Below are 25,333 nucleotides of genomic sequence, written 5' to 3'. Positions count from 1 at the left end.
CGAGCCTAGGGCCGGGGCATGGCGCCGTCCTCACGCCGCAGGACGAGTGGCGCCTCGAACCACAGGTAGAGACTCTGCAACCCAGGTAAGAGGCCGGAATCCGCCTCCAGCCGGAGTCGGGCCGCTCACCTGCGGCCATAGCCTTGATCCGCCATGAATCGAACTGACGACCGGCTGCTCCCGGTCCTGCTGATCTGCGCCCAGGCTGTGGTGTGGCCCGGGGCGCCGCTGGTGCGCGGGACCGTCCCTGCCCCCACCATGGCCTCCCTTCTCGTGGCGGCCCTGGTCGCCGGAGTGGTGACGGCCGCGCTCGCCCTGCGCCGTACCCGCCCGGTGGCCACCCTCGTCGTGGTCGCCGCCGCCTGCGCGCTGGGTGCCGGACCGCTGCCCGCCGGGGCGATGGCGGTGCTCGGGACCGCGGGTGTCGCGCTGGCCCTGTTCACCGTGGCGGCCGAACGCGACGCCTTCACCGCCGTGTTGTGCGTGGTGGCACTTGCCGCCTGGCAGTTCTTGCAGGGCATCAGCCTGCACGGGCTCAGCGACCGCGACGGGCTCGACCTCGTCCTGACCGCTCTGCTGTACTCCGCCGTGTGCGGCGCCGGCCTGCGCGTACGACGAACCCGTCGGGCACGGCGAGCCGCCGAACAACTCCTGAAGTGGGCCGAGTTCGAGCGCCACCGGCTCCCGGCGGCCGAACGGCGCCGTATGGAACGGGAGTTGCACGACATCAGCGCCCACCATCTGACGGCCGTGGTGGTCACGGCGGGAGCGGCCCTCGGGTTGCGCGACCGCCGACCCGAACTGGCCCAGGAGGCACTGGAGTTCGCGGTCGAGACCGGCCGCGAGGTCACCCGCGCGCTCGGCGCGGTACGAGCGCCTGCGCCCTCCCGCGGGGATGTGCCGTCACCGGAGGAACGGCTGCTGGATCTGGTCGCCGGGTTCCGGCGCCTGGACCAGCGGGTGGACTGCGAGATCGACCCCCTGCCGGACGGCACCGTCGCGGAGGCGGCGTACGGCATCGTGCGCGAGGCGCTGACCAACGTGGCACGGTACGCCCCCGGCGCGCATACGAGGGTGCTGTGCCGGTACGGCGACACCCGCACCGACGTCGCGGTCACGAGCACGTCCCCGCCGGCCGGTGCGGTGGCGCACGGTGCGGGACTCGGCGGTGGCCGTGGGCAGGGTTTCCTGCGCTCCCGGGCACGGGAGGCGGGCGGCACGGTGCACAGCGGCCCGACGGCGGAGGGCGGTTGGGAGGTACGGGCGGTACTGCCGGGCCGTATGGCCACGACGGTGGAGCCGTCGGCGCCGAGGAGTTACCGCGTGGCGCAGCTGGTGGCGGCGGCGGGCCTGGTCCTGCAGCCACTGCTGCCCGTGCTGGTCATCCGGGCCGACGAGGCGTCGAGCACGACGCGGGTGTCCGCGGGTGTCTTCTTCGCCCTGCTGGCGGCGGGCCAGGCGGTGGCCCTGCTGTGGCTGCGGAGGGCTCCGCGGACGGCGTACGGGATGCTGCTGGGGCTGGCGCTGCTGTGGCCGGTGGCGATGGCGCTGGGGAACTACGGCGGTCCCGTCCTCCTCCCGCCCGCGCTGAGCCTGTTGGCCACGTGCGCGGCCCTCGCGACGGGGTTCCCCATGAGAGGGGTGAGCGACCGGCCCCCACCGGCCCGCGGCCACATCACCACCCTTCTCCTCACAGTCCTCATGGTGCTCACGGTGCTGGTGCACGCCGTGGCCGCCACCATCGCGGTTCTGGACCGGGGTACGGCCGCTCCCGTCTGGGCGGTCGTCGCGGGAACCACGGTCGGCGCGGCCCTCACAGGAACCGCGGCTCACCTGGCCGGACGCCTCCGCACCCGGCGCCGACAGGCCGACCGCCGCGCCCACGACGAACGCCTCGCCGCCTGGACCGAGGAGGCCGTACGCGACGCCTGGACCGAGCGCCGCCGTATCGCCGCCGGTCTCGAAACCACGGTACTGGCCCGCGCCGCCGACATGGTCACCGAGGCGGAGGCAGGCCGACTCGATGCGACAGCGACCCGTGCCCGCGAGGCCCTGGCCGCGATGCGCACCCTGCTCGACACCGCCCGGGAGGGCGAGACAGAGGCCGAACTACGGCCGCAGCCCACCCTCCAGGCGCTCGACCTGCTCGCCCACCAACTCCGGTCCACCGGACGGGACATCGAGATCCGGCTGACCGACCGCGTACCGGAACGACTGCCCACCGCCGTCGACCTGGCCGCCTACCGCGCCGCCGAGACGCTGCTCGCGGCCGGCGGCGAGCAGCCCGCGATGCTCGAACTGGACGTGGACAAAGGTACGTTGACGCTCACGGCCACCGGGGTACCCCGTGCCGCAGCCTTGGCCGTACAGGAGCGGCTGACCACACGGGTCGCGGCGCTCGGCGGCACCGTGACCACCGGCCCGAAGGGGGCGGTCCGCCTCCGACTGCCACTCGCCGTCGCGCAGGACACCCCGGACAACGAGGAGAGACACCGATGAGCCTCAACGTGCTGGTCGTCGACGACCAGGGCATCGTACGGGCGGGGTTCGCCGCCGTGATCGACGCCGAGGACGACATGACGGTCGTCGGCGAGGCCGCCGACGGCGCCGCCGCGGTGCGGCTGGCCGAAGAACTGGCTCCCGACGTCGTCGTCATGGACGTACGCATGCCCGAACTGGACGGCATCGCCGCCACCCGCATCATCACCGGCCGGGAGAACGCGCCCCGCGTCCTCGTCCTGACCACCTTCGACCTCGACGCGTACGTCTTCGACGCGCTGCGCGCCGGCGCCTCGGGCTTCCTCCTCAAGGACGTACTCCCCGCCCAACTGCTGCAGGGCATCCGGGAGGTGGCGGCCGGCGAGAGCGTGCTCGCCCCGTCCGCGACCCGCCGCCTCATCGGCCACTACGCGTCCGGACCACCCGCCCCGGTCCCGGTCGGGAGCTCCCCCGAACTGGACAGCCTGACCGGCAGCCAACGGGGCGTCCTCACCCTGGTCGCGGCCGGACTCACCAACACGGAGATCGCCGAACAACTCGGCATCACCGTAGGCACCGTGAAGTCCCACGTGAACGCGCTGCTCCGCAAACTCGGCCTGCGCGACCGCGTACAGGCGACGATCCTCGCGTACGACCTCGGCCTCGCCCGCCCGAACCCACCGGGCACCCACCTCTGACCACCACCCAGCCGCAGCCAAGGAGCCCACCCCTCCCATGACCGACACCGATACCGGCCGATCCATCCTCCGCCGACTGCGCGACCACATCGGCGTCGTCGGCCTCGGCTACCTCGTCGTCTGTGCCGTTCTGCTCGCGTGGGCCCTGGTGGTGACCATCGGCGACAGCTCGGACGAGTCCATGGCCGGCGTCATCCCCCTTCTCGCCACCGCCCCCGCCAGCTTCGTGCTCCTCGTACTGCCGGACAACATCGTCATGGCCGTCATCGCCGTCACTCTCGGGGCAGCGGTCAACACCGCGATCATCGGCTGGTGCACCCGAGCACTGCGTCGGGGCGGTGGCACGGACTAGTCAATGCACGAGGAGGAGGCCCGGGAGACCGTCAGACCGTGCGGCGGGCGTGCCCCCTTGCCGCGAGTACGACGCACACCACCGCCAGCGGCAGCTCCGCGCCGAGTGCCATCGCCGCCGCCGAGACCTGGTCCGCGCCCGGTGCCGCTGTCATCGTGTCGAACCAGGCGTCGACCACCAGCAGTGTGGCGGCGGCGGTGGCCGTGAGCGGGTACAGGCGGTGACCTCGTACGGCCAGCAGTCCCGTGGCGATCAGGGCCACCGCCTCCGCGGCGTCCAGGCCGATCCAGACCGTGCGCCAGTTGGAGGCAACGGCCACCGCGGGCAGGTTGTCCGCCAGCACGACCAGCCAGGGCAGCAGGGCCAGCCCGCTGCCGACCAGGACGTACTCCATCCGGTACCAGCGGCGCACCCGCCTCAGGGTGGTCGACCCGCCCTCGACACCAGGTGGTTGACGGGTGATCAGCGCACTCATCGGTTCGGACTCCTCGCGTCGGCGGTTCTCCTGCATGGCTTTCAGCCTCGACCGCGCGGCGATCACAGTCAGTAGCGCAGATGACCGTTCCGGGGTGGCACCAGCTACACCCCCAGGACGGACGCCTACGTCATGGACCACCCCTGACCTCGGCGCTTACCGTTCCCTCATGCACATAACCGCCCGTCTGCGGCGCGTGATCCAGTGGCCGTTCCAGGGCGCCGGACGCCCGGCCGTGTTCATGGTCACCGGGGTTCTGATCCAGCTCGCTGTCCTGGTCGTCATGGCTCTCCCCTGGATCCTCTTCGTCCCGGAAACGCCGGCGGATATCCTCCTCGCGGTTCTCGCCCCGCTCGCCGCCGTCATGCCGGCCGGGCCGTTGCTGACCGAGGCCCAGTACGCCCGCTTCCGTACCCGTCTCGGTGTGGACATCCCCTCGCCCTACGAGGGGCCGCGTCCCCCGCTGCCCGAGTGGCTGCGTTCCCCGGCGGGCCGGCGGCAGCTCGGCTACCACCTGCTGTTCGGACCGCTCCTGGCCCTCGCAGCCGGCTTCGTCCTTCTGCTGTGGGCCATGTCCGCCGTGGTCGCCTCGACCTACGTATGGATCTGGCTCGTTCCACCGGAGTCGCGACTCGGCCAAGCCGGCTACACCCCCTTGGCGGCATACGCCACCGCCGCCGGAATCGCCCTGCTCTACGCGGCATCCTGGCTGTCCGGAGCCCTCACCCGGCTCGACACCCGCACCGCCACCGTCCGGCTCGGGCCCAGCCGCGAGGAACAACTGGCGCGCAGGGTGGCGGACCTGGCCGAGAGCCGGGCGGGCCTGGTGGACGCGGTCGACGCCGAACGGCGGCGTATCGAACGCGATCTGCACGACGGCGCCCAGCAGCGGCTGGTCTCCCTGGCGGTCAACCTCGGGCTGGCCAGGGCGACGCTCGGTGACCTGACCGAGGACGCCCGCCGCGTGCTCGACGAGGCGCACCGGGAGGCGAAGGAGGCGATAGAGGAGCTGAACGATCTGGTGCGCGGACTGCACCCGGCCGTTCTGGAGGATCGCGGCCTCGACGCCGCGCTCTCGGGTGTCGCGGCCCGGGCGCCCATCCCGGTGGGGGTGACGGTGAACCTGCCGTCGAGGCCCTCGCCCGCGGTCGAGGCCGTCGCGTACTTCATCGTCTCCGAGGCACTGACGAACGTGGTGAAGCACGCCGAGGCGTCCCGGGCCGAGGTCACGGTGGAGTGCGTCGGCGCGACCCTGGTTCTCGTCGTCAGCGACGACGGCGTGGGCGGCGCCGAACCCGCCGGCGGTACTGGGCTGGCCGGGCTGGCCAAGAGGGTCGCGTCGGTCGATGGCAGGCTGTCGGTCGACAGTCCCGTCGGGGGACCGACCGTCATGACCGTGGAGCTGCCGTGCGTGCCGTGATCGCCGAGGATTCCGTCCTGCTCCGGATCGGCGTGGTCAGGGTCCTGGAGATGGCGGGGTTCGAGGTGGTCGCCGAAGTGGGCGACGCCGAGGCGTTGTTGGCGGCGGTGGAGGAACACCGGCCGGACATCGCGGTGGTGGACGTCCGGATGCCTCCCGGCTTCACGGACGAGGGGGTACGAGCCGCGCTGGTCATCAGACAGCAGTGGCCCGGTACCGCCGTGCTGCTGCTCTCCCAGTACGTGGAGGAGCGGTACGCGGCGGATCTGCTGTCCGCGCACACGTCGGGGATCGGCTACCTGCTGAAGCAACGGGTCGCGGACGTCGAGGAGTTCGCGGACACACTGCGCCGGGTGGCCGAAGGCGGCACCGCGCTGGACCCGCAGGTGGTCTCCCAGTTGCTGGTACGCCGCCACAGCGACCCGCTGGACCGGCTCACCCCACGAGAACGCGAGGTGCTGGAGCTGATGGCGGGCGGGCGGTCCAACGCCGGAATCGCCGCGCGGCTCGTGGTCAGTGAGAGCGCGGTGGCCAAACACATCAACGGCATCCTCGCCAAACTGGACCTGCCGAAGGCCGACGCGGACCACCGCCGGGTGCTCGCCGTTCTGCGCTTTCTCGGCGTGGCCTGACACGTTCCGGGCACTCCGTCCCACCGCGGGGCCTGGCCGGTGACCGCGGCGGCTCACTCCCCGGCCTCCCAGGACGAGCCCCTTCGCGCCACGGCCCTGCCCGCCCGAGCCGGCCACCCCACCCCACCCCGTCCCGTCCCGCTCGGAGGACGGTGTCTGTTACGGCGTTGCGGACGCACATGTCCTGTCGAGGCGGGGAGGCTGGGGCGCCGCTACCGCTCGCGGCAGGCGACCTTGTGCCCGGAGCGGTGCCGGGGATGCGACGGGCTGCGCAGCCCGCGCGCAGCCGGTCCCGAGGAGTCTGCCGGTGTGGTGGGCGAGGAAATCGCCCACCACGGTGCCGGCCCTCCGTTCTTCATCCAGGCGGACCGGCCCTCACACCACGGCGCCTGAATCCCGTGCCCGCCCGCGTCGCTCCAGCGGACTGCGCGTCCCGCCGTTCTCGCTGCGCCTGGGTCGCACCGGCGGCGCCGGATGGCTGCCCTCCAGTTGCACGGCGATCGGCACGGCGGTGAACACCGTCGATGCCATTCCGATGACCACACCCGCGATCAGCGCCACGGAGAAGTCCGCGAGCGAGTCACCGCCGAGCACGGCCAGGGCAGCCAGGATGAACAGCGCGCCCATACCGGTGTTCACCGTGCGCGGCAGCGTCTGGATGACGGCCTTGTTCGCGGTGGTTTCCAGGTCCGCCGCCGGATCGCGGCGGCGCGCCTCGCGCACCCGGTCGAAGACGACGACGGTGTCGTTGACGGAGTATCCGATGACCGTGAGCAGGGCCGCCAGGAAGACGCTGTCGACGGGCCTGCCGAGCCAGGCGAACAGGCCCACCACAAGCAGCACGTCGTGCACCATGGCTGTCACCGCCGCGGCGGCGAACGTCCACCGGAACCGCACGCTGAGGTAGATCAGCTGGGTCGCGACGGCGATGCCGAGTGCGATGAGCGCGTGTTGGCGCAGCTCGTCGCCGAGGCTCGGGCCGATCAGCTCGTCCCGCTCGACGGTGACCTCGCCGCCCTCCTCCGCCAGCGCCGTTCTGATCGTGTGCTGCTGGTCGTTGCTCAGCTCACCGGTGCGTACCGAGATGTTGCCGTGCCCCGACTCCTGCACCACCGCGCGCGGGAACCCGGCGTCCGTGACCGCCGTACGTGCCGCGTCCACGTCCATGGGCCTGCTGGTGCTGTACTCCACCAGGCGCCCGCCGGTGAACTCCACCCCGAACTCCAGTCCGCGCAGGCCGATTCCGGCGACGGCGACCACGATCAGCAGCGCGCTGACGCCGAGCCAGCGGCGCCGGTGGTGCACCAGGCGGGGTTCGCGGCGCGCGAGCCAGGCACGCACCCGGCCGGTGGAGGTGATCCCGGTCAGGCCGGGCCGGCCCCGCACGTAGCGGCGCCGGATCGCGAAGTCGGCGAGGACCCGGGTGATCACCAGGGCCGAGATCATCGAGACGAGGACACCGATGGAGAGCGTGACGCCGAAGCCCTTGACGGGTCCGGTGGCGAAGAAGAAGAGCAGCCCGGCCGCGAGCAGCGTGGTCACATTCGAGTCGACGACCGCGCTCCATGCCTTGCGGAAGCCGATGCTCAGCGGCTTGTCCAGGTGCGCCGAGGCCGACTTCAGGGCGCGGGCTCCCAGATACTCCTCGCGGGCACGCTCGAAGACCAGCACGTTCGCGTCCACCGCCATGCCGATCGCCAGGACGAAACCGGCGAGTCCCGGCAGTGTCAGGGTCGCGCCCAGGGCGACCAGTACGGCGTAGGAGATCAGCCCGTACAGCGCGAGCGCGATGGTGGCCAGGGCACCGAGCAGCCGGTAGACGACGATGATGAACAGCCCCGTCAGGGCGAGCCCGATGATCGCGGCCTGGGTGCTGGCGGCGATGGCGTCGGCACCGAGCGTGGGGCCGACCGTGCGCTGCTCCACGACGTCCACGGGCACCGGCAGCGCACCGCCCTTGACGAGCGCGGCCAGATCGTGGGCCTCCTCCCGGCCGAAGCCGCCGGTGATCTGCGTGGAGCCGCCGGAGATGCCGACGTTGCACGCCACATCCGCGTTGACGCCGGGCGCCGAGAGGACCTTGCCGTCCAGCACGATGGCGACGCGCCGCTCGGGGGCGCCCTGCGGGGCACAGGCCGCCGCCCCGGTGACCCGTGCCCAGTCCTTGCCCGCCTGTCCGCGGAAGGCGAGGTTGATCACCCAGCCCGACAGCGTCTGCTGGTCGAGCACTGCCTCGGCGTCCTTGACGCCGTCGCCGGTGAGGACGGTGGGCCCGAGCTTGAGGAACGCCCCCTTCCGGTCGGGGTCGGCCAGGGTGCGTGAGCCGTCCCTGGCCGGCTTCCCCTTGTTCGCGTCCTGCTTGTCCGTCGCGCCCTGCACCGGGTGGACGGTCAACTGCGCGGTACGGCCGATGACTTCGGCGGCCTCGCGCGGGTCCTGTACGCCGGGCAGCTCGACGAAGATCCGTTGCTGTCCGGACCGGTACAGGCTCGGCTCGGACACGCCGAGCGCGTCGACCCGCTGGCGGAGCACCTCAAGGGCCCGCTGGGTCGATTCGGCATCGGCCTCGACCACGGGTGAGTCCCTGGTCTCCAGGACGATCTGGGTGCCGCCGCGCAGGTCGAGGCCGAGGCGGGCGGACTGGGTGAGAGCGAAGAAGAGCGAGGCGGCGATCACACCTAGGGCGATGATCGCCCGCCACATGGGCGCGCGGGACATGGGTTCTCCACGATGGGCAGGCAGACGGAGTCGACGTCTGCCCCGGACGCGGAGGCGAACGGTCAGGCGTCGATACGGACTTCGGTGCTCCATCGGGACGGCGGGCCGCGCGGGCGATACGCGTGGACGCCCCGGCTCGCTCCTGTTGCCGCGACCGCAACGGCCGCGGCGGGACCGCCGACAGCGCGGTGCGGGGCCGCGGCCCCGGTGCCGGGGCCCAGGAAAGGGTGGAACGGGTACGGCACGGCGTCGGCGTGGCCGAGCACGGGGCGCGCCACGGTGACGGGTCGCTGCGAGTCGGCGGTCGCGGTCGCGTGCGCGGTCGCCGCCGCGGCCGTGCCAGTCGAGGACGGGCGGGACACCGGCGCCGACTTGGCCGACACCGGCATGAGGAAGGTCAGGACCGCGAGCAGCGCGGAGAGCACGACGGCGGCGGGGCGCGTGGAGTGTGCGCGGTGCTGCTGCACGCCTCTTGCCCCCCGGCCAAGTCGTCGTACGGAATCAGCAGTTGACTCTGTGAACCGACGGCTCCGCTCGTCCGGCCGTCAGTGACATGAACGCAGTCGGGCGTCCTGAGGTTCCCGCCTCACCGCAGGAATGTTGCTGCCGGTGGAAACGGGCGGGCGGGCGGACGGATGGGCGGTCGGGCGGTCGGTCGGACGGGCGATGCGTCAGCGTACGCCTGCCGCGTCGAGCAAGGTGGTCACCGTGGGTGCGATGAGCCCGGCCAGGGTGTCGGCCTGGATTCCCGCGCGGGCACTGGCGCCGTCGAAGACCAGGATGAGCTGTCGGGCCAGCAGATCGGGATCGCCCGCCCCGCCCTGCTCGGCCTCGGCGCGGAAGAATGCGGTCAGGTTCGCCTTGACCTGATGGGCGACCCGGCTCGCGGGGTGACCCTGGTCCTTGAGTTCGATCTGTACGGCCAGGTACCGGCAGCCGCGGAACTCGGGGGCGCCGGCCTGCGATTCCACCTGCGCGAAGACGTGCTGGATCCGCTCGCGGGGGGAGCGGCCGTCGTCCGCCGCGGGCAGGAGAGTCGCCGCGTAGGGGGCGGCGCGCTCCTTCAGACTTGCTGCCAGGAGCTCGTCCTTGCTCTCGAACAGCTGGTACATGGAGCGCTTCGACACCCCCGCCGCCTTGCACAGTGCCTCGACGCCGATGCTGACGCCGTCCTGGTACGTGAGCGCGGCTGCCGCCTCCAGCAACCGCTCCCTGGGGCTCCGCTTCACTTCGGTGGTCATACCGCGAGGTTAACCCGAAGTGGACGAAATGAAAACCGATCGGTTTCCGGGAGGTCCGGGGAGGGGCTCGACGACGGCCCGGGGGGAAGGGGCCGTCGCCGAGCGATGACGGTGTGCGCGCGCCTGTCGTCCCCGGCAGGGCGACACACACCGCACCGGGGCCGGGGCCGCTCCGAGTGGTGGCCCGTCCTGGGCGACCTGCCGTCACGCCGGGACGGCGGTCTTCTCGGGCTTCGTCTCCGCCGGGATGCGGTGCAGTCCCTTGCGGTCGTACCACCCCAGTACGCCGAAGCCGAACAGCACGGCAGCCACGAGTCCGGCCGCCATCATGACCCAGCCCCGCGTCAGACCCGCGTCGCCCTGGGCGTCGTAGTAGAGGATCGAGCGGATGCCGCCGGTGATCTGCCGCAGCGGCTCGAACTCCGCGAGGAAGCGGTAGAAGCCGGGCAGCGCCTCGATGGGGGTGGTGGCGCCGGCGGTGGGTACCGCCATCCCGATGAAGACCAGCGTGACCAGCAGCATGCCGGGCGTGCCGAAGACCGCGAGGAGGCTGAGTGCGCCGATCCCCGAGACCGCGATGGCGCACACCGAGTACAGCCAGAGAAGCGGCAGGTGGGAGGCGTCCATGCCCATGATGCCGACCGCGCCGGCCATGACGAGGGTGCCCGTCAGCAGGGACAGTCCGGCCATGAGGGTGCTGCTGATGGTGAGGGTCTGCACCCGGGTGGCCCGGATCAGCGGGCGGTGCAGGCGCAGCGGTCCCAGGTCGTTGTGGGTGTAGCCCAGAGCGTGATCCACCTGGCCGCTGATGACGTTGGCGGAGAGCATGCCGACGACCACCAGGACCAGCGCATAGTAGAACGCCGTCAGGCCCAGACCGCTGTGCGGGTCGAGGGGATGGCCGTCCTCGACGATGACGGCGGCCGGGTCTGCGAGCAGGACGCGTGCCGCGGCGGGCAGCTTCGCCTGCGCGGTCCCGATCCGGGCGGTCATCTCCTTGCCCACCTGGAGCGAGGCGTTCTCGGCCGCCCGGGTCGTCGCCGTCCGGGCCAGGCCGGAGCCGATGCTGCCGGCGGACTGGTTGGTCAGCACCGTCAGTGTCGGACGGGCCGGGGTTCCGGCGGCCGTGGTACCGGTCAGGGCGGTGACCGAGGAGGTGAAGTCGGCGGGCACGACGAGCGCGCCGAACAGCTTGCCCTTGCCGAGTTCCTCCTTCAGCTCCCTCTCGCCCAGCACCTTCCAGTCGATCCTGTCCCCGCCCGCGGTGGACTTCGTGATCGACTCGGCGATCCGGGTCCCCAGGTTGACCTGCTTGCCGCCGACAGCGGTTCCCTTGTCGGCGTTGACCAGCCCGACGGGCAGCTTGGTCAGGTGATCGGCCGGATCGATGTTGGCGCCGACATAGAACACGGCGAACAGCAGCGCGAGTACGCCTGTGATGACGCCGTTCGCGATCCACAGAGGCTTGGCGCGCAGGACGCGGAAGGGGGTGATGCCGCTCATGATGTACGTGTCTCTCGGTCGGGGGACGCGGAGCGTTTCGCCGGGGGCTGCCAGCCACCGGTGACTTCCTTGGCGGGTTTGTGGGGGAAGCGGCGCCGGGCGTACTCCTGCGCGTGGGAGCCCAGCAGGACGTACAGGGTTTCCTTCTTGACCTGGAACGGGCGCAGCACGCAGTCCATGAAGTTCTTGCGGTCGTCCAGGTACGGGCCCAGGACGTCCTCTCCGGCGGGGCGGACGGCAAGGCGGTAGCCGCACTTGTAGCCGGGGGGTGAGGACAGGCTCTGCCACATGGAGGCGCTCTCGGAATCGGTGACCCGGGAGCGGTAGCCGACGGACGGGTTGAGGGCGCGGTAGCCGGAGTCCTGGAGCGCCCGGGTGACGCTGCGGGCGGTGTGGTTGGCCTGTTCGTCGGTCTGGTGGAACTCCTGGTTGGCCACACTGCGGGCCGGGGAGCGGCAGTTGTCGCGGTTCATCCGGACCGCCATCGCGATCAGGGTGCGGGTGCCGGGCAGCGCGGACTGTACGTGCTCGCGCTCGCCGGACAGGTCCGGGTGATCCACGCTGACCGCGGCGGTGTCGTCCGCGCCGGCCGCGAGGCACAGTTCGCGCAGCCATTCCGTGTCGATCACCGCCGACGGACGCGCGATACCGCCGGTCCCGCGCCGGGCGAGTACGGCCTGCACCGACGGGTGGGCCGCCGGCTTCGCCGGAAGCCTGGGAGGAACGGGTTGCCCCTCGGCGTCGCGCGCGGCAGTCATCCGTGCTCCCAGGGATGCGGGTTCCAGGCTCGCCTGCACGGCGAGAAACCGATCAGTTTCACCACCGTAAACCGATCGGTTTCTGTGCGCAAGTCCAAGTGGCGGGCCTCGCCTTCGGGTCGTCGATCAAGCCCCTTGTTGGACTTGCGCTTGAAAACCGATCGGTTTACGGTGATGCGAAACCGATCGGTTTCCCACCTTGTGGATCTCATCTCGTGGAGGCAGCCATGACCGCACTCAAGGGCGCCAACGTCTTCGTCACCGGCGGCAGCCGAGGCATCGGCAAGGCCCTGGTGGAGGAGTTGTACGCACGCGGCGCCGGCAAGGTCTACGCCACGGCCCGCGACCCGCGCACGGTGACGCACCCCGACGCGGTCCCGGTGGCGCTGGAGGTCACCGACCCGGCCTCCGTGGCGGCTGCCGCCGCACAGGCGCAGGACGTGACCGTGCTGATCAACAACGCCGGTGCCGCGGTCGGCGCGTCCTTCCTCGACTCCCCGGTCGACGACGTACGCCGGGAGTTCGAGACCAACTTCTACGGTCCGCTGCTTCTCACCCGCGCCTTCGTGCCGGTCATCGAGCGCAACGGCGGCGGCCACCTCCTCAACGTGCACTCCGTGCTCTCCTGGATCGCGCTCGGCGGCTCCTACAGCGCCTCCAAGGCCGCCCTGTGGTCGCAGACCAACTCCCTGCGCCTGGAGCTGCAGCCGCGCGGCATCGCCGTCACCGGACTTCACGTCGGCTACGTCGACACGGACCTGGCGGCGGGCGTCGAGGCACCCAAGTCCGACCCGCGTGACGTCGCCGCCCTGGCCCTCGACGGCGTCGAGACGGGCGCGTACGAGGTGCTCGCCGATGACATCTCACGGCAGGTCAAGGCGGGCCTGTCCGGCGAACTGGCCGGCCTGTACGACCAGCTCCCCGCCAAGTAGACCGGATCCCCGGCGGGGCCTCACCGCCAACCACAACTCACCGGAGAGGGTATGGGCAATGAGTGCGAATTATTCAGTGAATAAGAAGTTCTACGCCCTGAATATGTTCGATGTGGTCGACGTGGAGAAATACCTTGCGTATTTCAGCCGCCTGCCGGAAGCGGCTCCGCGGTACGGCGGTCGGATGGTGGCATTTGGTCGCTTCCGGGACAACGTGGCTGGTGACCTCGCGCCACGGCAGGTCCTGTTCCTCGTTGAATGGGAGTCCGAAGAGGCGTTCAACAGGTTCCGCGACGATCCGGAATTGGCCGACCTGCATCCCCTGCGGGAGAGCGGGACGGCGTCCTATATCTGGCAGACGTTCGATGGTTCCGATATGAGTGACCCCACCGACGTTTCGCTCGACGATGTACTGGCGGTGCTCAAGCCCTAGATTCCGGCTGCGACGAGGGTGATCGTGGTCCCCTTCCCGCAGTCCGGCAGTGGTTCGAGGTGAGGGGCTGCCACAGTCGGCTTCGGCGGGTCGGGCCGACAAAGGACACGCAGGGCGCATTCAACCCTTGGACGAGACCGCCCGGCGTACGACTTCGCCGATGATCGCCTGCCCGTGCCCCTGCCCGTGCCCGACGGCAGCGGTCGGACTTGTCCCACAGGTCGTCCAGGGGGCCGAACAACTCGGGGCGGAGGCGGCTCGGAGCAGCCCCTTCGCCGCAGGCCCGCGTCAGTCGGGGCCGCTCCAGTCGAAGGGGAAGTGCTTGCTCGACTTGCCGGAGCGATCCCAGGAGAAGCCGAACGCGTTCGCCTGGTCGACGGTGGCCCGGCCCCAGGTGGCGACCTGGCCCGGTCCGACCTCGGCGCCCGGGGCGTTGTGGACCTGGACGCGCCCGCCCTCGGTGGTGGTCGGGCCGGTGAGTGCCTCGGCGACCGCCGTGACCCGGCCGGGTACCTCGGCCCGCCAGGTGGCGAGGTCATCGTCTATTTCCACATGGATGGGAGCGACATCCATCCCGCGCATCTCGGGGTGGAGCATCTCCCCGAACTGCGCGGGCCAGCCGCCCGCCTCGCCGCCGAAGACGGCCCCGAGAGCACCGCGCTGCTGTTCGTCGGCGCGTTCGTCGAGGAACACCGCGGCGTAGGGGTCGCTGTGCTCGCCGGCCCAGACGTTGCCCGTGAAGGAGCCGAGCATCAGGACGTTGAGGCCGTCGAGCCGGACGTCGCCGTAGCTGCCCTCCCGGATGTGCCAGACCAGGATGCCTTCGCAGTCGCCGTAGGTCGGGGGTTGTGCGAAGGTGCACGGACAGGGGATGGCGCACTTGCACACATCGAACCAGTCGCCGGTCAGATGCCAGCGCGTCGCAGTCGTGGCTTGTTCTGTCATCTCGCTTCCCTCCTGCCGAGCTCCAGGGAGCTCACTCGGAGTGGCGAGACCGCGTGCGCCGAGCCCGGTCCCGGGGACGGGACACGGTCTCCCTTCCAGCTTGCACCTCCCGCCCCCCTGAGCGGAACCCGGTTACGCGCAGGGATCACATGTCGTCCATCGACGGCATCGAGTCCTGCAGGCCGGGCAGCAGCCAGTCCTGGAAGGGCGCGAGCACGGCCAGGACGAGGAACGCCACGCCCACGACGCGCCCCAGCAGCACACCCCGGGGCGACAGCTTCTCCAGGAAGATCACCAAGGCCAGCCCCGCCATGGCCGCCACGTTCATCACGCCCAGCGGAACGAGGACGACCATCAGCCCGGCGCAGCAGCCGACGCAGTAGGCACCGTGGTGGAGGCCCACCCGCAGGTCGCGGGTCGGCCCCCGGAAGCCGGAGTAGCGCACCAGATGGCCCAGGGGGTCGCGGCAGTGCCGCAGGCAGACGTGCTTCAAGGGGCCGAGCTGGTAGAGGCCCGCGAGCAGGAAGGCGACCGAGCCGATCCAGCTACCGGCTCTGGGGTGGTCGTCCACGAGGCTGCCGGAGAGGGCCAGCCCGGCGTAGGCGAGCAGCCCGAACGCCGTCCACACCAGCAGATATCCGGCGACGAACTCGACGGTGCGGACGGTCCGGGCCCAGCCGGAGGACTGTCGGCCGATGCCCCGGACCCAGGTGATGGCCACCGGCGCCATGGACGGCAGCATCATGGCCGCCATCATCGTCACCCAGAGCACCAGGAACAGCGGCAGCGCCATCCCCATCGTGCCGGGCTCGACCCCCATGTCCTGGGCCTGGCCGATCGTCAGCACCCACGCGGGGACGGCGATCAGCACCACGAGGAACCAGGCGGCCGCGAGATCCCGCGTGGGCAGCAACCCCCCACCCGTTCCGGTCGGGGCGACCGACCGGCCGGCTGTGAGAGCGAAACCCCGGCTGTGACGCATCGGCGTGTTCTCCTGCGGCTCCTTCCAGGAGAGCATTTCCCCGCCCTCGGCGCGAGCTGGTCCGGGCAGTTCTTCGCGAAGGTCTCGGCGCACATTCCCATGCCTGCCGGCCCGATGAGCTCTACGCCCTTGGCAGGAGCGGCCTCGACACCGAGCCACGGGTGGCGGCAGTCGTCCTTCAGGCGGTCTTGCGGGCGCGGACGACGACCGCCACGGCGACCGCGTCCTGCCTCGCGTCCGGTACGAGGCACCGCATGAAGGCGTCATGAGGGCGATGGTGTCGGCGTCGAAGAGCGGGTCCAGGGCGCAGTCGTCGATGGAGGGGGGCGGTGGACCCGCTGGATGTCCTGGAAGCCGGCGCGGGCGAGGAGGCGTCCGCCGGGGCGCAGGACGCGGGCGCATTCCGCCATCACGCGTGCCTTGTGGGGCGAGAGGTTGTCCTGACCGTCATGGGCTTTGAACCAGCCCGCGTGCTCGGGGCGTTGCGGCTGTCACCGGGGCGCTGGACCACTCCGAGCGACGCGCCGACTTCTCATCGCCGACCTCGCCCAGGCCCTCGACACGGCCTGCAGTCCTGAAAGGCCCACCGCTGTGACCGGCTCCCCCTCTACGACGGGGAGGGAGGCGTCGGGCCCGAGGTCACCACCTGAGCCCCCGTGCCCGCCGAGTGCCCTGAATTCGCACGCCTGGAGGGCCAGAACTGTCGAGGAACCCCTGGCAACAGACAAGCCCCAGGTCGCTGACCTAGGGCTTGAAAAGAGCGGGTGACGAGAATCGAACTCGCACTCTCAGCTTGGGAAGCTCGGGTCTTTTGGCGGCGGTCGCTGAGCTGACCTGCGGCGGAGCGGTGTTGGAGCCCTGGCCGCACCCGGGACGAGTTCCCGTGGTTCCCCGTGGTTCCCCGCAGGATCTGGCACGCGAATGGCATGGTCCCTTCGCCTCGAACGTGCCTTGGAAGAGCTGGGCCCCGGAGTGTCTGAGCCTCAGCCGACGACAGCCCGCCACGATGGCGGGTCAGCCGACCGTGCAGGTGCGCGTGTGCCTCGTTGCACCCCCACCGGCCTCAGCCACGCTGCCATGTCGTAGACCAGAGCGAGTCTTGCCGACGGAAGCGGCTCTGGTTGTGGCTGAGATTCTGACCGTCGCCGCCCTTGGGGTCGCTGTCTGGACGCCAGCATCTGTACTCCAAGTTGACGGAGACGGAGGCAGAGAATAACTACCTGAAGTCACCCAGCGGCGCAGGAGCTAACCTCAAGAGCCATCACAAACGCTGAACTTGGGGCGCGCAGGCTGCTGAAGTTTCTGCCCCTCCGGTCTCCGCTACATGGTCGAAGCGGATCCTTCTCAGCCCCTCTGGATGATGGTGTACGGCGACCGTCCTGGCGGACCTGCGCCGTGGTCCACAAGCCTGCGGGGAGGCCGATCAACTGAAGAAGCTTGAGCCGTCCTACCGCTTCTACAAAGTGGCCCGACGCCGGATGAAGGGCATCGCTGAAATAGTGGGCTGACCTACGTCGACGCACCGAAACCCTGGTCACAAATAGTCCATAGGCCCCGCCATGGGACCGCTCAGCGCCGCATACGCCTGCACACACACGAAGACCCAGACCTCAACGCTTCCGCTGGTGACGGCGTCATTAGGCATCTCATGCTGATCACCCCCAGTAAGACCCGAACCTGAGAACACGGCTCCGGCGGGTTGCGGCCCCCTGTGTACTCACTGGTCAGAGAGTCGCAACCAGACTGACGCAGTAGCGCATTCCACCGCTGGTCCACGGCTCGAAACGACAAGTGATCCGGCCGTGGCTATCCGGTCCCCCCGCACTCCTACTGCGTCACGTAAGGTCGAGTTCAGTGGATGCTATAGCGTACTTCCCGATTTACGCCGGCCTTAGAAGAACCACGCTCTCTCGAAGAAACTCATTGTCGGAAGTTCGACGACTCAGTTGTCTTGCGACTCGCACTTCCTCGACTCGCCAGCCCGCCAGTTCGGCCAAGGTACCCATTAGGACATCGGCTGCGATAACGAATGAATCGTCTCCCGCGCCGTGCGCCGAGTTCCCAACAATGAAGGCGAGGTGCCCATCGGGAGAAATGTTCTGCCTGCATTTCTGCAAGGTTAGAAGCATGTCGTCCGTGTATCCCTTTATAAGCTCCACGCGACCGGAGCTATAACGATCATCAGGAACTGATTCCAAAATTGGGTCGATCGCAGACTGAACTTCTCTGGATACGTCACTGGCCAAAAATGCGTAGTCTTGATTAAACCGAATACTTGGATGGCTGCGCACCGTTAGCTGTCTCTGTGCACGCATTTCAGCGGGAGTCTCGTAGCATCCCAGCATCCATGCCTCAGTTTTGTAGACTTCAGTGTAATCAATATTATTCGGGTAAGGGGGAGAGAAGACGATCCAGTCAAATACTGCTGTCTCATTTACTCCCTCTCTACCATCGCCGAAAAACACTTCTCCGGAACTTTCAATCGGTTCAGTGAGAAGGAGGTCTTGGAGCACGGCGCCCGCACGTTCGCTAAATGAGCTCCAAGCGTCTTTCGGCTGCCGGTTAGGAGCGAACCGCAAGGCGCGGCCGTCCCTGCGCAAACGCCCACAGCCCTCTACCGCTGCGGCGAGACAAATTCTGAGGAGAGAGCGAACTTCGCCATCGGTGCACGAATCAATGGAACTCCGGATAGCTACCAGATCCCGTACGTTCTGCCTCGGGAAATAGGCCTCATTCTGGAGAGTACTCTGATCCGGAATAGGTAGAGATTCTCTGCTGGAACTATGAAACGCATCAGCCACAGAATCTAGGGCAACGTCGAATGCCTTAGCTGCTTCTCGGCCACAGATTCGGCCATAGACCTTGGCGCGAGAAAGCTCCCAGAGGAACGGATTTCTCTCGACGCCCTTAACTTGAGCCGGAATTCCATGGTTGGTAGCCATATCCAAGGCGCTCAACAAAGTTGTGCCACTGCCGCTGTATGGATCGAAGACAGCCAGATTTTCGTTTGGAACATAAGAGCTGTCGGCCATAAGTTGGGACAACAGCTGCGAAGAGTAGGCCTCTTTCAGATGAAACCAGCGATGAAATGGCTGGGAGGCATTTCCATTGGGCACCACGAGACGCTGGTATTGGGTGCTGCTGGACACCTTCCAGCTACCTTGCAAGCGGCGGTAGTGAGAGGTCAGCGCGCTCGCGCCGGCCTGAGCCATGGGTACTCCTCGTGGGTCCTCGTGGCTCATCAGATCTGTGGGGCGCGGCTCCGTTGGTCGCGCAGGTGACGGACACGATGGGCGAGGCCGCAAGGCAAGTGTGAGCCACACAACTGCGAAACGGTATCACGAAGCGCGCTCTCTGCTGTGGAAAACAGGAGCGCTCAGCCCAGGCGTGCGTCAGTCACACTTCAGCGAGCGATGGTTGAGGCCCGGTCTGGATGAGTGAGTCTATCTAGCGGGTGGGACGTTGCGCTACTACAGTACGTCTTCATGACGGCCCATCAGGGAGGTGCGATGAGTGAGGGCTCGCGCGGGATCGTGTTGCCGCAAGTCAAGCGGCTGACGATTTCCCATTTTTCGCTTTACAGAAATCGCAGCCACAATGTAGTTAGTTTTGACAAGGGTGTTTTCTGCTTGTCCGGGGCTAATGGTCTCGGCAAGTCGACATTCCTGGCTATTTTGAACTACTCGCTGACGGGCGCGGTCGCTCACCCTGACCCTAAGGTGCAGTCGCTCGCCGAGTATCGAAAGCGCGCAGTAAAAAACACTCCAGATTATTTTCGTGGCCGAATTTCCGAAGCAGATCGAGACATTGCCGATGTAACGATCGAGTTCAGTGTCGGCTCTCATGACTACAAGGTCACTCGCGGATTTTTTCAGCTTGGCGAGCTCAAGTATCTGAGAATCCAAGGCCCCGACGTGCAGATAGAGCAGTCAGTCGATGTCGATGAGAGTCTGGAGGGCGAGGAGCTCCTCGAACTCTTCGAAGCCAACGTCGTGCAGCATTGCGGTTTGGCGAAGTTTGATCAATTGGTCTATATTCAACACTTCCTCGTAACATTTGATGAGCGACGTCATTTGCTCTTCTGGGATCCAGAAGTGACTCGCTTTTCTCTCTTTCTTGCATTTGGTCTGGATACGGCCCGAGCAGACGCAGCGGGTGAGTGGCAGAGGAAAGCAGACCGCTTGGAGTCTCAAGCAAGAAACGCACAATACCAAGCGACGTCCGCCAGATCACAAATCCGTGACTTGCTGGAGAGAAGTGGTTCTCCCATTGAGTACAACGAAGACTTGGAAGAGAAGCAGCGGCGACTGACAGAGGTTCGCGACGGCTGTGTAGAAGTTGTCGACAGAAGGGTCGTGCAAGAGAAGGATGCGCGACTGGCCGTTGGAATTGCGGCTGCTGATCATCATGCACTCACGATTCAGTACAACCGCGTGTTCAATGATCGCCTGAGTCCAGAGAGCGGCATGAGCGATCATCCGCTAATCCTGCGGCTGCTGCATGAGCGAGATTGTGGTGTATGTGGCACCTCGGACGTTGCTGACGTTAAGGTAGTCACCGAGTTTCTGGATTCTCATCAGTGCCCGCTGTGCCGCAGTCATGTGATCGAGCAAGAGGGCGACGAAGATTTCGACACTTTGAGGGAGCTCGATCAGCAACTCCAAGAAAGCAGCACGCATCTCAAGTCTGCCCAGGAGAATCTTGATAGGGCAACGGAGCGACTGACCGAAGCACAGGATGAGCTCCGCGAATCTACTCGAGTCCTAGATGAATTCGAGAAAGATAATTCCGAATGGATCCGGAACAGGACCGCGAACTCTGGCATTTCCGACGTAATTAAACAATTGGAAGCAGAGCAGAGGAGCGCTGAAGAGCGCCGCGATAAGTTCCGGGAAAAGCGTGACGAATACCAGGCCCTCGTGGCTCCTGTAGCGCAAGAGCTAGCGGAAGCCTATGCGGAAGCTGAGACTGAGTTCCTGCCACGCTTCCAGAGTTTGGCTCGTGCTTTCCTTGGCATGGATCTCCATTGTCGCCTCGAGCAGCGTGCCCGGGGGCCGCTTCTTATCGTGACAGTCAATGGACAGACTCGTCGCGAGCACGACGCTCTCTCCGAAAGTCAGCGCTACTTTATTGACATAGCTCTACGAATGGCCTTGACCGAGCACATGCTAGGTGGGCGCTCGCCGGCTTGTCTTCTCATTGATACACCTGAAGGATCCCTCGACATCGCATATGAAAGTCGCGCCGGGGAAATGTTCGGAGAATTTGTCCGTCGCAACAACAGGCTCATCATGACCGCGAACCTTAATTCCAACAGGCTGGTGCTGGAGCTGGCACGGGTGTGCGGGAGGGAAACCATGCATGTGGAGCGTATGACTAATTGGTCAATTCTGAGTGAGGTGCAGGCTCAAGCTGAGGAACTCTTCGATCAGTCGTATGCCGCTATTCAGGCTAGCTTGGATGGGAGAATGTTTTGAGTCAGGCCGCACCTGAGGCTTCTTTCGACGCGCTCTTTGTTGCATCTGAACTCTCCAGGGAGGGCGAAGAAGTTACCCTCAGTGCCGTTCAGATCTTTATCTACCTCGCTTGCCTTTTGGGTCTTTACGACAAGAAGCCTGTAGCGAGTTGGGGCTACAAATTCCTATCCACTCCTGCGTCATCGCCCTGGAGCATGGAGCTCTATAACGCCGTGGAATGGCTGAAGTCGAAACGCCTACTTGCGGCTGACGAGGAGAAACTTCGGCTGACTCCAACCGGCAAGAAGGAGTTGGAGCTGTGGATGAGGCTGGGGCGGTTCTCGGATCGTGCGCCCTATCTACGGGGGGCCACAGGGGCATCAGCTGCTATGCCGGTATCTTCCGTCGAAGCAGGTGTGTCTCGTGAGCCGCATTTGGCTCGTGCAGTTGAGTTGGATGTCCCTCAGGAACTGCTTGAGGACGCCAATTTGAAGCAGGTTTATGATCAATTCTCTGTGCTTAAGGCTACTCTAGGCAGTGATATTCCTGACTACATGGTGCCGGCCGTAGTCTGGCTCAGTTTCCTATTGGAGCAGGCTACTAGAGTAGAGCGCTAGGAGGGGGTAGCGTGAACGAGGCTGACAAGGAACGACTTGCCGAAATGGCTCGAGGGCACTACATTCATGTAGCCTCGGAAAGCCTTGGGCAATCAGCGCCGGTTATCTTGCGTAATTTTCTTCCCCGGTTGAAGGAAATTCACCGGGCGGTTGATTACGAGTCGATCAATGTGGCTCTAACGGTCTTCTATCGAACGAATCCTGATAAGAAGCCACTCGACCATAGCCAAGCGTACAAGGTTACAGATGCTGGAAGACTCGCGCTCCATAATGATGGTGTCTTGACCGTCGAAGTTGGTGCGGGCGGGGATTTTTGGGTCTGGAAAGAGAAGTACGAACCAGCTGAACTGGCTCACGACGCCGTTGTTTACCATTATGTTCCAGGGAGGGTGGAGGAGTTCTGGGTAAATGGTGAGCTTGGCGATGTGCCGCCCTCTGTTGGGTTCGCGCGAATCTTTGGAATTTCGAAATTTGACGATCTTGCCGACTGTCTAGAACATTACGCTCTAAAGCTCGCGAGACCTAGTCAATGCCGCATATTGGCTGGCCTGTGGCGCGAAGATGAGCGAATCATGTGGAAGGCTGCACCCGAAAATACGATGCGCGATTCGCTCGTTCAGCATCTGGTGAGCAGCCTACGCGAGGGGAACCCAGATATTCGGCCCGAAAGTAACGTCGATGAACGCAACCCAGTGGACATCGAAGTGAAGTGGGAGAATTCGAACCGGATCGGCATGATCGAAATTAAGTGGTTGGGGCTCAGTGGTGTCCTGGGGGACAAGCCGCGCATAACGGGAAGACATGCCGAAAGTCGGGCGCATGAGGGTTTGCGTCAAATAGCCGAATATCTGGATCGGACCAGAGATCGAGCTGCTACATATGACCGTCGCGGATTCTTGTTCATTTTCGATGGCCGTCGGGCCCGAGTGAAACCTGATAGTCGAACGCTCTCCCATCAGGACGCGTGGAAGTATCAGGATGCCCACATAGTCTTCGACCGCGACCTGGTGGCGCGAAGTGACATAGCCGACCCGATTCGTTGCTTTTGTGAGCCTCGAATTGGCAGAGCTTCGAGCCCTAGTCGGGCGTAAGAATAGTCGCTTCAGGTCGGTGGAGCGGCTTTGGGGCTGGAGCTGCTTTGGGGCCAAGATCTTCGAGGCTCGCCCCAAAGCGGCTGCGTAAAGCCGTGGAGCCGACCGCCCCAGTCACGTCGTACCCCTCTCTGGCATCAGGCGGCGAATGGCTCTGAGCGCGGCACGGGCGCCGGCCGGGCTGCAGCGGGGCGGAGACAGGAGCGCAGGCCCGGCCGGGGGCCGGGCCGCGCGCGGGGAGCGGAGCGAGCCGCCTTGAACCAGTAGAGAAAGTTGTAACTCAGTCGGTCTGCTGGGGCTCGGTTCTGTGGCTGGTAGGGGCTTTGAAGTCGTGTGCGCAGGCTGGGAGTTCGACTCCGTGTCGGTGTGCGAGGGGTAGGAAGAGTGTCGGTCGGACCGTCCATGTGATGCGGGTGTCGGCGTGGGTGACGGACACCGTGCAGGGGTTCGCGTGCAGCAGCGCTCTCCGTGTTTCGATGCGTCCCTCGTACAGCCAGGCCCACGCCTCGTCGGAGGCGTCCGAGTCGAGTGCCGGTGAGATGGTGCGCAGGGCGATGGCGATCCATCTGTCCGCCTGGGGCGCCGAGTATGCGTCGAAAGACGCCCGGAGCACCGGCTGTTGCGCCTCGGTGAGGTCCTCGGTCCAGCACTCGCACCAGTAGCCCCTGCGGGGTCCGTTCGTCAGCACGAGTGGCCTCCCGGACGGGAACCGGTGAAGAGTTCCGCGGTCACGGTGTAGCCGCCGTGGCTGTCGTGGACCACGACCCGGTGAGCGAGTGCGCTGACCATGCCCAGGCCCCGGCCGTGCTCCGCCTCCTGGTCCCGGTGCTCGACCTTCGGGGCCGTACCCGTACCCCCGTCATCCGTGACCGACAGAGCGATCACCTGCGCCGAGACAGCGAGAGCCAGATGGAAGCTTCCGGTCTCCAGGCCGCTGGCCGTATGGAGAACGGCGTTCGTGCTCAGCTCGCTCACGATCAGTTCGGCGTCGTCGGCCAGGGGTGAGCCGTTCAGGATGTCGCGGGTCCAGCGGCGGGCCCGGCTGATCTCTTCTGGGAAACCTGGGCAAGTGAGTCCCCAGACCCGCGCAGTGCTCGTATACTCGTGCATACAAGTTCCTTCGTGCTGGTAGGCCGCCATGTGCAGCGGGTTCGGGCTAGACGAGTTTCACGCCGTCGTGGGCGCGGACGGCCGGCGGGGAGATGGCGTCGAGTGCGTCCAGGACGCGGATCGCGTACGCCTCGTCGGCAAGCTCGGAGACTTCTTCACGGGTGGCCCAACGCAGCGCGCGGGTCTCGGTTCCGGTGGTGGGGGTGCCTTTGTCGGCCTCGCAGCGGAAGACCAGCGAGACGATCAGGCCCGTCATGTTCTTGTAGACGCCGGTGAGGGTCGCCGGAACTGTGATCGTGATGCCGGTTTCTTCGAGGACCTCGCGTTGCAGGGCCTCAGGGATGGTTTCCTCGCGTTCGAGGACGCCGCCCGGGGGTTCCCACTGGCCGTTGTCGCGGCGCTGGATCAACAGAGCGCGGCCCTGGTCGTCGACGATGACTCCGGCGACGCTCACGGAGTGCGGACGGTCAGTGCTCACGGTCCTCGGCCCTCTCAGGTGGCTAGGCTCTCCACCGTAGCAACAACACTCGCCCACTCGTCTAGATACCTAAAGGAGTACTCGTGTCCTCACTCCCATCCGGCTTGCTCGGTGATCTCGACCCCACGAGCGATCGTGCGGTCTTCCGGCAGATCGCCGACCAGCTGCGCGAGGCCATCGACCGTGGGCGGTTCACCGAGGGCGCCAAGCTGCCCTCCGAAGCTGAGCTTGTCGAGCACTACGGAGTTTCCCGGATGACCGTCCGAAACTCCTTCTCCATCCTCCAGGGGGAGGGACTCGTACACGCCGAGCACGGCAAGGGCGTGTTCGTACGGCCCCGGCCACCCGTGCGGCGGCTCGCCTCCGACCGGTTCGCCCGGCGGCACCGAGAGCAGGGGAAGTCCGCGTTCATCGTCGAAGCCGACGCCGCCGGCAGTCACCCCCAGGTCGACAGCCTTGAGGTCAAGGAGGAGAAAGCCAGTCAGGACATCTCCGCCCGCCTCGGCTCGGTACGGCGGGTGCTCGCCCGGCGGCGCCGGTATCTCCTCGACGGGAAGCCGGTCGAGTTCGCTGCCTCCTACCTCCCGCTCGACATCGCTCGCGGTACCGCGATTGCCGAACCCAACCCCGGGCCCGGCGGTATCTACGCCCGTCTTGAAGAACTCGGCCACCGCCTCGACCACTTCGAGGAGGAGATCCGGGCCCGGATGCCTGCGCCGGCTGAGGTCAAGACGCTGCGGCTGGCCTCCGGTGTGCCCGTGATCCACCTGATCCGTACCGCGTACGACACCGAAGGGCGGGCAGTGGAGGTCTGCGACACCGTCATGGCGGCGGACGCCTACGTCCTGTCGTACCAGCTCCCGGCGACGTGAGTGCATGACGTGCGGTGGTGCGCGGGGCTCCTTCTCCGAACTCGTACACCCCAACAGGCATACTCGTATAGACGAGTGGGCAAGTTGTGTGTCAGAGTGATCCACGTGAGCCCGGAAGGTCGGGCTCGCATCACGCATCTTG

23 protein-coding genes are annotated in these 25,333 nt (G+C 66.9%); 11 read left to right on the top strand and 12 right to left on the bottom strand.

The window, feature by feature from the left end; all coding sequences use genetic code 11:
* The first annotated feature begins 153 nt into the window (after nucleotides 1–153).
* From OHN74_RS19830 to OHN74_RS19820, 3 genes are read left to right on the top strand one after another with little or no spacing between them, the layout of a single operon-like run.
* On the top strand, nucleotides 154–2,499 hold the full coding sequence (locus tag OHN74_RS19830; protein ID WP_327695899.1) for a sensor histidine kinase: 2,346 nt from the start codon (nucleotides 154–156) through the stop codon (nucleotides 2,497–2,499).
* A complete protein-coding gene (locus tag OHN74_RS19825) occupies nucleotides 2,496–3,176 on the top strand; it encodes a response regulator transcription factor (protein ID WP_327695898.1) in 681 nt (226 codons plus the stop codon). The genes OHN74_RS19830 and OHN74_RS19825 overlap by 4 nt, the downstream gene beginning before the upstream one ends.
* A gap of 37 nt (nucleotides 3,177–3,213) precedes the next feature.
* Nucleotides 3,214–3,528 carry an SCO4225 family membrane protein gene (locus tag OHN74_RS19820; RefSeq protein WP_327695897.1) on the top strand — a complete coding sequence of 105 codons (315 nt, stop codon included), beginning with the start codon at nucleotides 3,214–3,216 and terminating at the stop codon, nucleotides 3,526–3,528.
* 31 nt (nucleotides 3,529–3,559) lie between these two features.
* Here OHN74_RS19820 and OHN74_RS19815 read toward each other — a convergent pair whose 3' ends face one another.
* The gene (locus OHN74_RS19815; protein WP_327695896.1) at nucleotides 3,560–4,003 is read right to left on the bottom strand and encodes a hypothetical protein; all 444 of its coding nucleotides are present in this window, start codon (nucleotides 4,001–4,003) and stop codon (nucleotides 3,560–3,562) included.
* Nucleotides 4,004–4,172: 169 nt separating this feature from the next.
* Here OHN74_RS19815 and OHN74_RS19810 point away from each other — a divergent pair, with 169 nt between their 5' ends.
* Nucleotides 4,173–5,423: a sensor histidine kinase gene (locus tag OHN74_RS19810; protein WP_327695895.1), complete on the top strand. Its 1,251-nt coding sequence runs from the start codon at nucleotides 4,173–4,175 to the stop codon at nucleotides 5,421–5,423.
* Entirely contained in the window at nucleotides 5,411–6,055 is a 645-nt protein-coding gene (locus tag OHN74_RS19805) for a response regulator transcription factor (RefSeq protein ID WP_327695894.1), read from the top strand. The genes OHN74_RS19810 and OHN74_RS19805 overlap by 13 nt, the downstream gene beginning before the upstream one ends.
* A 375-nt stretch (nucleotides 6,056–6,430) precedes the next feature.
* Here OHN74_RS19805 and secD read toward each other — a convergent pair whose 3' ends face one another.
* The 5 genes from secD to OHN74_RS19780 all read right to left on the bottom strand — a co-directional run bounded on the left by secD (nucleotide 6,431) and on the right by OHN74_RS19780 (nucleotide 12,275).
* The gene (secD, locus tag OHN74_RS19800) at nucleotides 6,431–8,773 is read right to left on the bottom strand and encodes a protein translocase subunit SecD (RefSeq protein ID WP_327695893.1); all 2,343 of its coding nucleotides are present in this window, start codon (nucleotides 8,771–8,773) and stop codon (nucleotides 6,431–6,433) included.
* A gap of 62 nt (nucleotides 8,774–8,835) precedes the next feature.
* Nucleotides 8,836–9,240 (bottom strand): hypothetical protein, encoded by a 405-nt coding sequence (locus OHN74_RS19795; RefSeq protein ID WP_327695892.1) that lies wholly within the window; start codon nucleotides 9,238–9,240, stop codon nucleotides 8,836–8,838.
* A gap of 204 nt (nucleotides 9,241–9,444) precedes the next feature.
* Nucleotides 9,445–10,014, bottom strand: coding sequence for a TetR/AcrR family transcriptional regulator (locus OHN74_RS19790; RefSeq protein WP_327695891.1), 570 nt, complete (start codon nucleotides 10,012–10,014; stop codon nucleotides 9,445–9,447).
* Between the two features lie 204 nt (nucleotides 10,015–10,218).
* The gene (locus OHN74_RS19785) at nucleotides 10,219–11,517 is read right to left on the bottom strand and encodes a DUF3533 domain-containing protein (RefSeq protein ID WP_327695890.1); all 1,299 of its coding nucleotides are present in this window, start codon (nucleotides 11,515–11,517) and stop codon (nucleotides 10,219–10,221) included.
* Entirely contained in the window at nucleotides 11,514–12,275 is a 762-nt protein-coding gene (locus OHN74_RS19780; protein WP_327695889.1) for a hypothetical protein, read from the bottom strand. Before OHN74_RS19780 ends, OHN74_RS19785 begins: the two co-directional genes overlap by 4 nt.
* 227 nt (nucleotides 12,276–12,502) lie before the next feature.
* Between OHN74_RS19780 and OHN74_RS19775 the strand changes: the two genes are divergently transcribed.
* Together OHN74_RS19775 and OHN74_RS19770 are read left to right on the top strand one after the other, a co-directional pair.
* Nucleotides 12,503–13,207 carry an SDR family oxidoreductase gene (locus tag OHN74_RS19775; RefSeq protein ID WP_327695888.1) on the top strand — a complete coding sequence of 235 codons (705 nt, stop codon included), beginning with the start codon at nucleotides 12,503–12,505 and terminating at the stop codon, nucleotides 13,205–13,207.
* Between the two features lie 58 nt (nucleotides 13,208–13,265).
* Nucleotides 13,266–13,640 carry a DUF1330 domain-containing protein gene (locus OHN74_RS19770; RefSeq protein ID WP_327695887.1) on the top strand — a complete coding sequence of 125 codons (375 nt, stop codon included), beginning with the start codon at nucleotides 13,266–13,268 and terminating at the stop codon, nucleotides 13,638–13,640.
* 288 nt (nucleotides 13,641–13,928) lie between these two features.
* Here the strand turns inward: OHN74_RS19770 and OHN74_RS19765 are convergent, their stop codons facing one another.
* From OHN74_RS19765 to OHN74_RS19755, 3 genes are all read right to left on the bottom strand, one after another.
* Complete coding sequence (locus tag OHN74_RS19765; protein ID WP_327695886.1) at nucleotides 13,929–14,585, bottom strand: DUF1326 domain-containing protein; 657 nt, start codon at nucleotides 14,583–14,585, stop codon at nucleotides 13,929–13,931.
* Nucleotides 14,586–14,730: 145 nt separating this feature from the next.
* Nucleotides 14,731–15,567, bottom strand: coding sequence for a DUF2182 domain-containing protein (locus tag OHN74_RS19760; protein WP_327695885.1), 837 nt, complete (start codon nucleotides 15,565–15,567; stop codon nucleotides 14,731–14,733).
* Nucleotides 15,568–17,447: 1,880 nt separating this feature from the next.
* Nucleotides 17,448–18,779 carry a hypothetical protein gene (locus tag OHN74_RS19755; protein WP_327695884.1) on the bottom strand — a complete coding sequence of 444 codons (1,332 nt, stop codon included), beginning with the start codon at nucleotides 18,777–18,779 and terminating at the stop codon, nucleotides 17,448–17,450.
* Between the two features lie 297 nt (nucleotides 18,780–19,076).
* On the opposite strand from OHN74_RS19755, the gene OHN74_RS19750 reads away from it, so the two are divergent.
* The 3 genes from OHN74_RS19750 to OHN74_RS19740 are packed head-to-tail and all read left to right on the top strand — an operon-like array spanning nucleotide 19,077 to nucleotide 22,731.
* Complete coding sequence (locus tag OHN74_RS19750; protein WP_327695882.1) at nucleotides 19,077–21,044, top strand: AAA family ATPase; 1,968 nt, start codon at nucleotides 19,077–19,079, stop codon at nucleotides 21,042–21,044.
* Nucleotides 21,041–21,640, top strand: coding sequence for a hypothetical protein (locus OHN74_RS19745; protein WP_327695881.1), 600 nt, complete (start codon nucleotides 21,041–21,043; stop codon nucleotides 21,638–21,640). The genes OHN74_RS19750 and OHN74_RS19745 overlap by 4 nt, the downstream gene beginning before the upstream one ends.
* 11 nt (nucleotides 21,641–21,651) lie before the next feature.
* Nucleotides 21,652–22,731, top strand: a complete 1,080-nt coding sequence (locus tag OHN74_RS19740) for a hypothetical protein (RefSeq protein WP_327695880.1) — start codon at nucleotides 21,652–21,654, stop codon at nucleotides 22,729–22,731.
* Between the two features lie 280 nt (nucleotides 22,732–23,011).
* Here the strand turns inward: OHN74_RS19740 and OHN74_RS19735 are convergent, their stop codons facing one another.
* From OHN74_RS19735 to OHN74_RS19725, 3 genes are read right to left on the bottom strand one after another with little or no spacing between them, the layout of a single operon-like run.
* A complete protein-coding gene (locus OHN74_RS19735; protein WP_327695879.1) occupies nucleotides 23,012–23,419 on the bottom strand; it encodes a hypothetical protein in 408 nt (135 codons plus the stop codon).
* Nucleotides 23,413–23,841 (bottom strand): ATP-binding protein, encoded by a 429-nt coding sequence (locus OHN74_RS19730; protein ID WP_327695878.1) that lies wholly within the window; start codon nucleotides 23,839–23,841, stop codon nucleotides 23,413–23,415. The genes OHN74_RS19735 and OHN74_RS19730 overlap by 7 nt, the downstream gene beginning before the upstream one ends.
* 46 nt (nucleotides 23,842–23,887) lie before the next feature.
* Nucleotides 23,888–24,295, bottom strand: coding sequence for an NUDIX hydrolase (locus OHN74_RS19725; protein WP_327700188.1), 408 nt, complete (start codon nucleotides 24,293–24,295; stop codon nucleotides 23,888–23,890).
* Between the two features lie 107 nt (nucleotides 24,296–24,402).
* On the opposite strand from OHN74_RS19725, the gene OHN74_RS19720 reads away from it, so the two are divergent.
* A complete protein-coding gene (locus OHN74_RS19720) occupies nucleotides 24,403–25,191 on the top strand; it encodes a GntR family transcriptional regulator (RefSeq protein WP_327695877.1) in 789 nt (262 codons plus the stop codon).
* Nucleotides 25,192–25,333: the final 142 nt, after the last annotated feature.

Origin of the sequence: Streptomyces sp. NBC_00459, assembly GCF_036013955.1 — a bacterium.
Taxonomy (GTDB): domain Bacteria; phylum Actinomycetota; class Actinomycetes; order Streptomycetales; family Streptomycetaceae; genus Streptomyces.
This window is presented reverse-complemented; position numbering and strand designations above follow the sequence as displayed.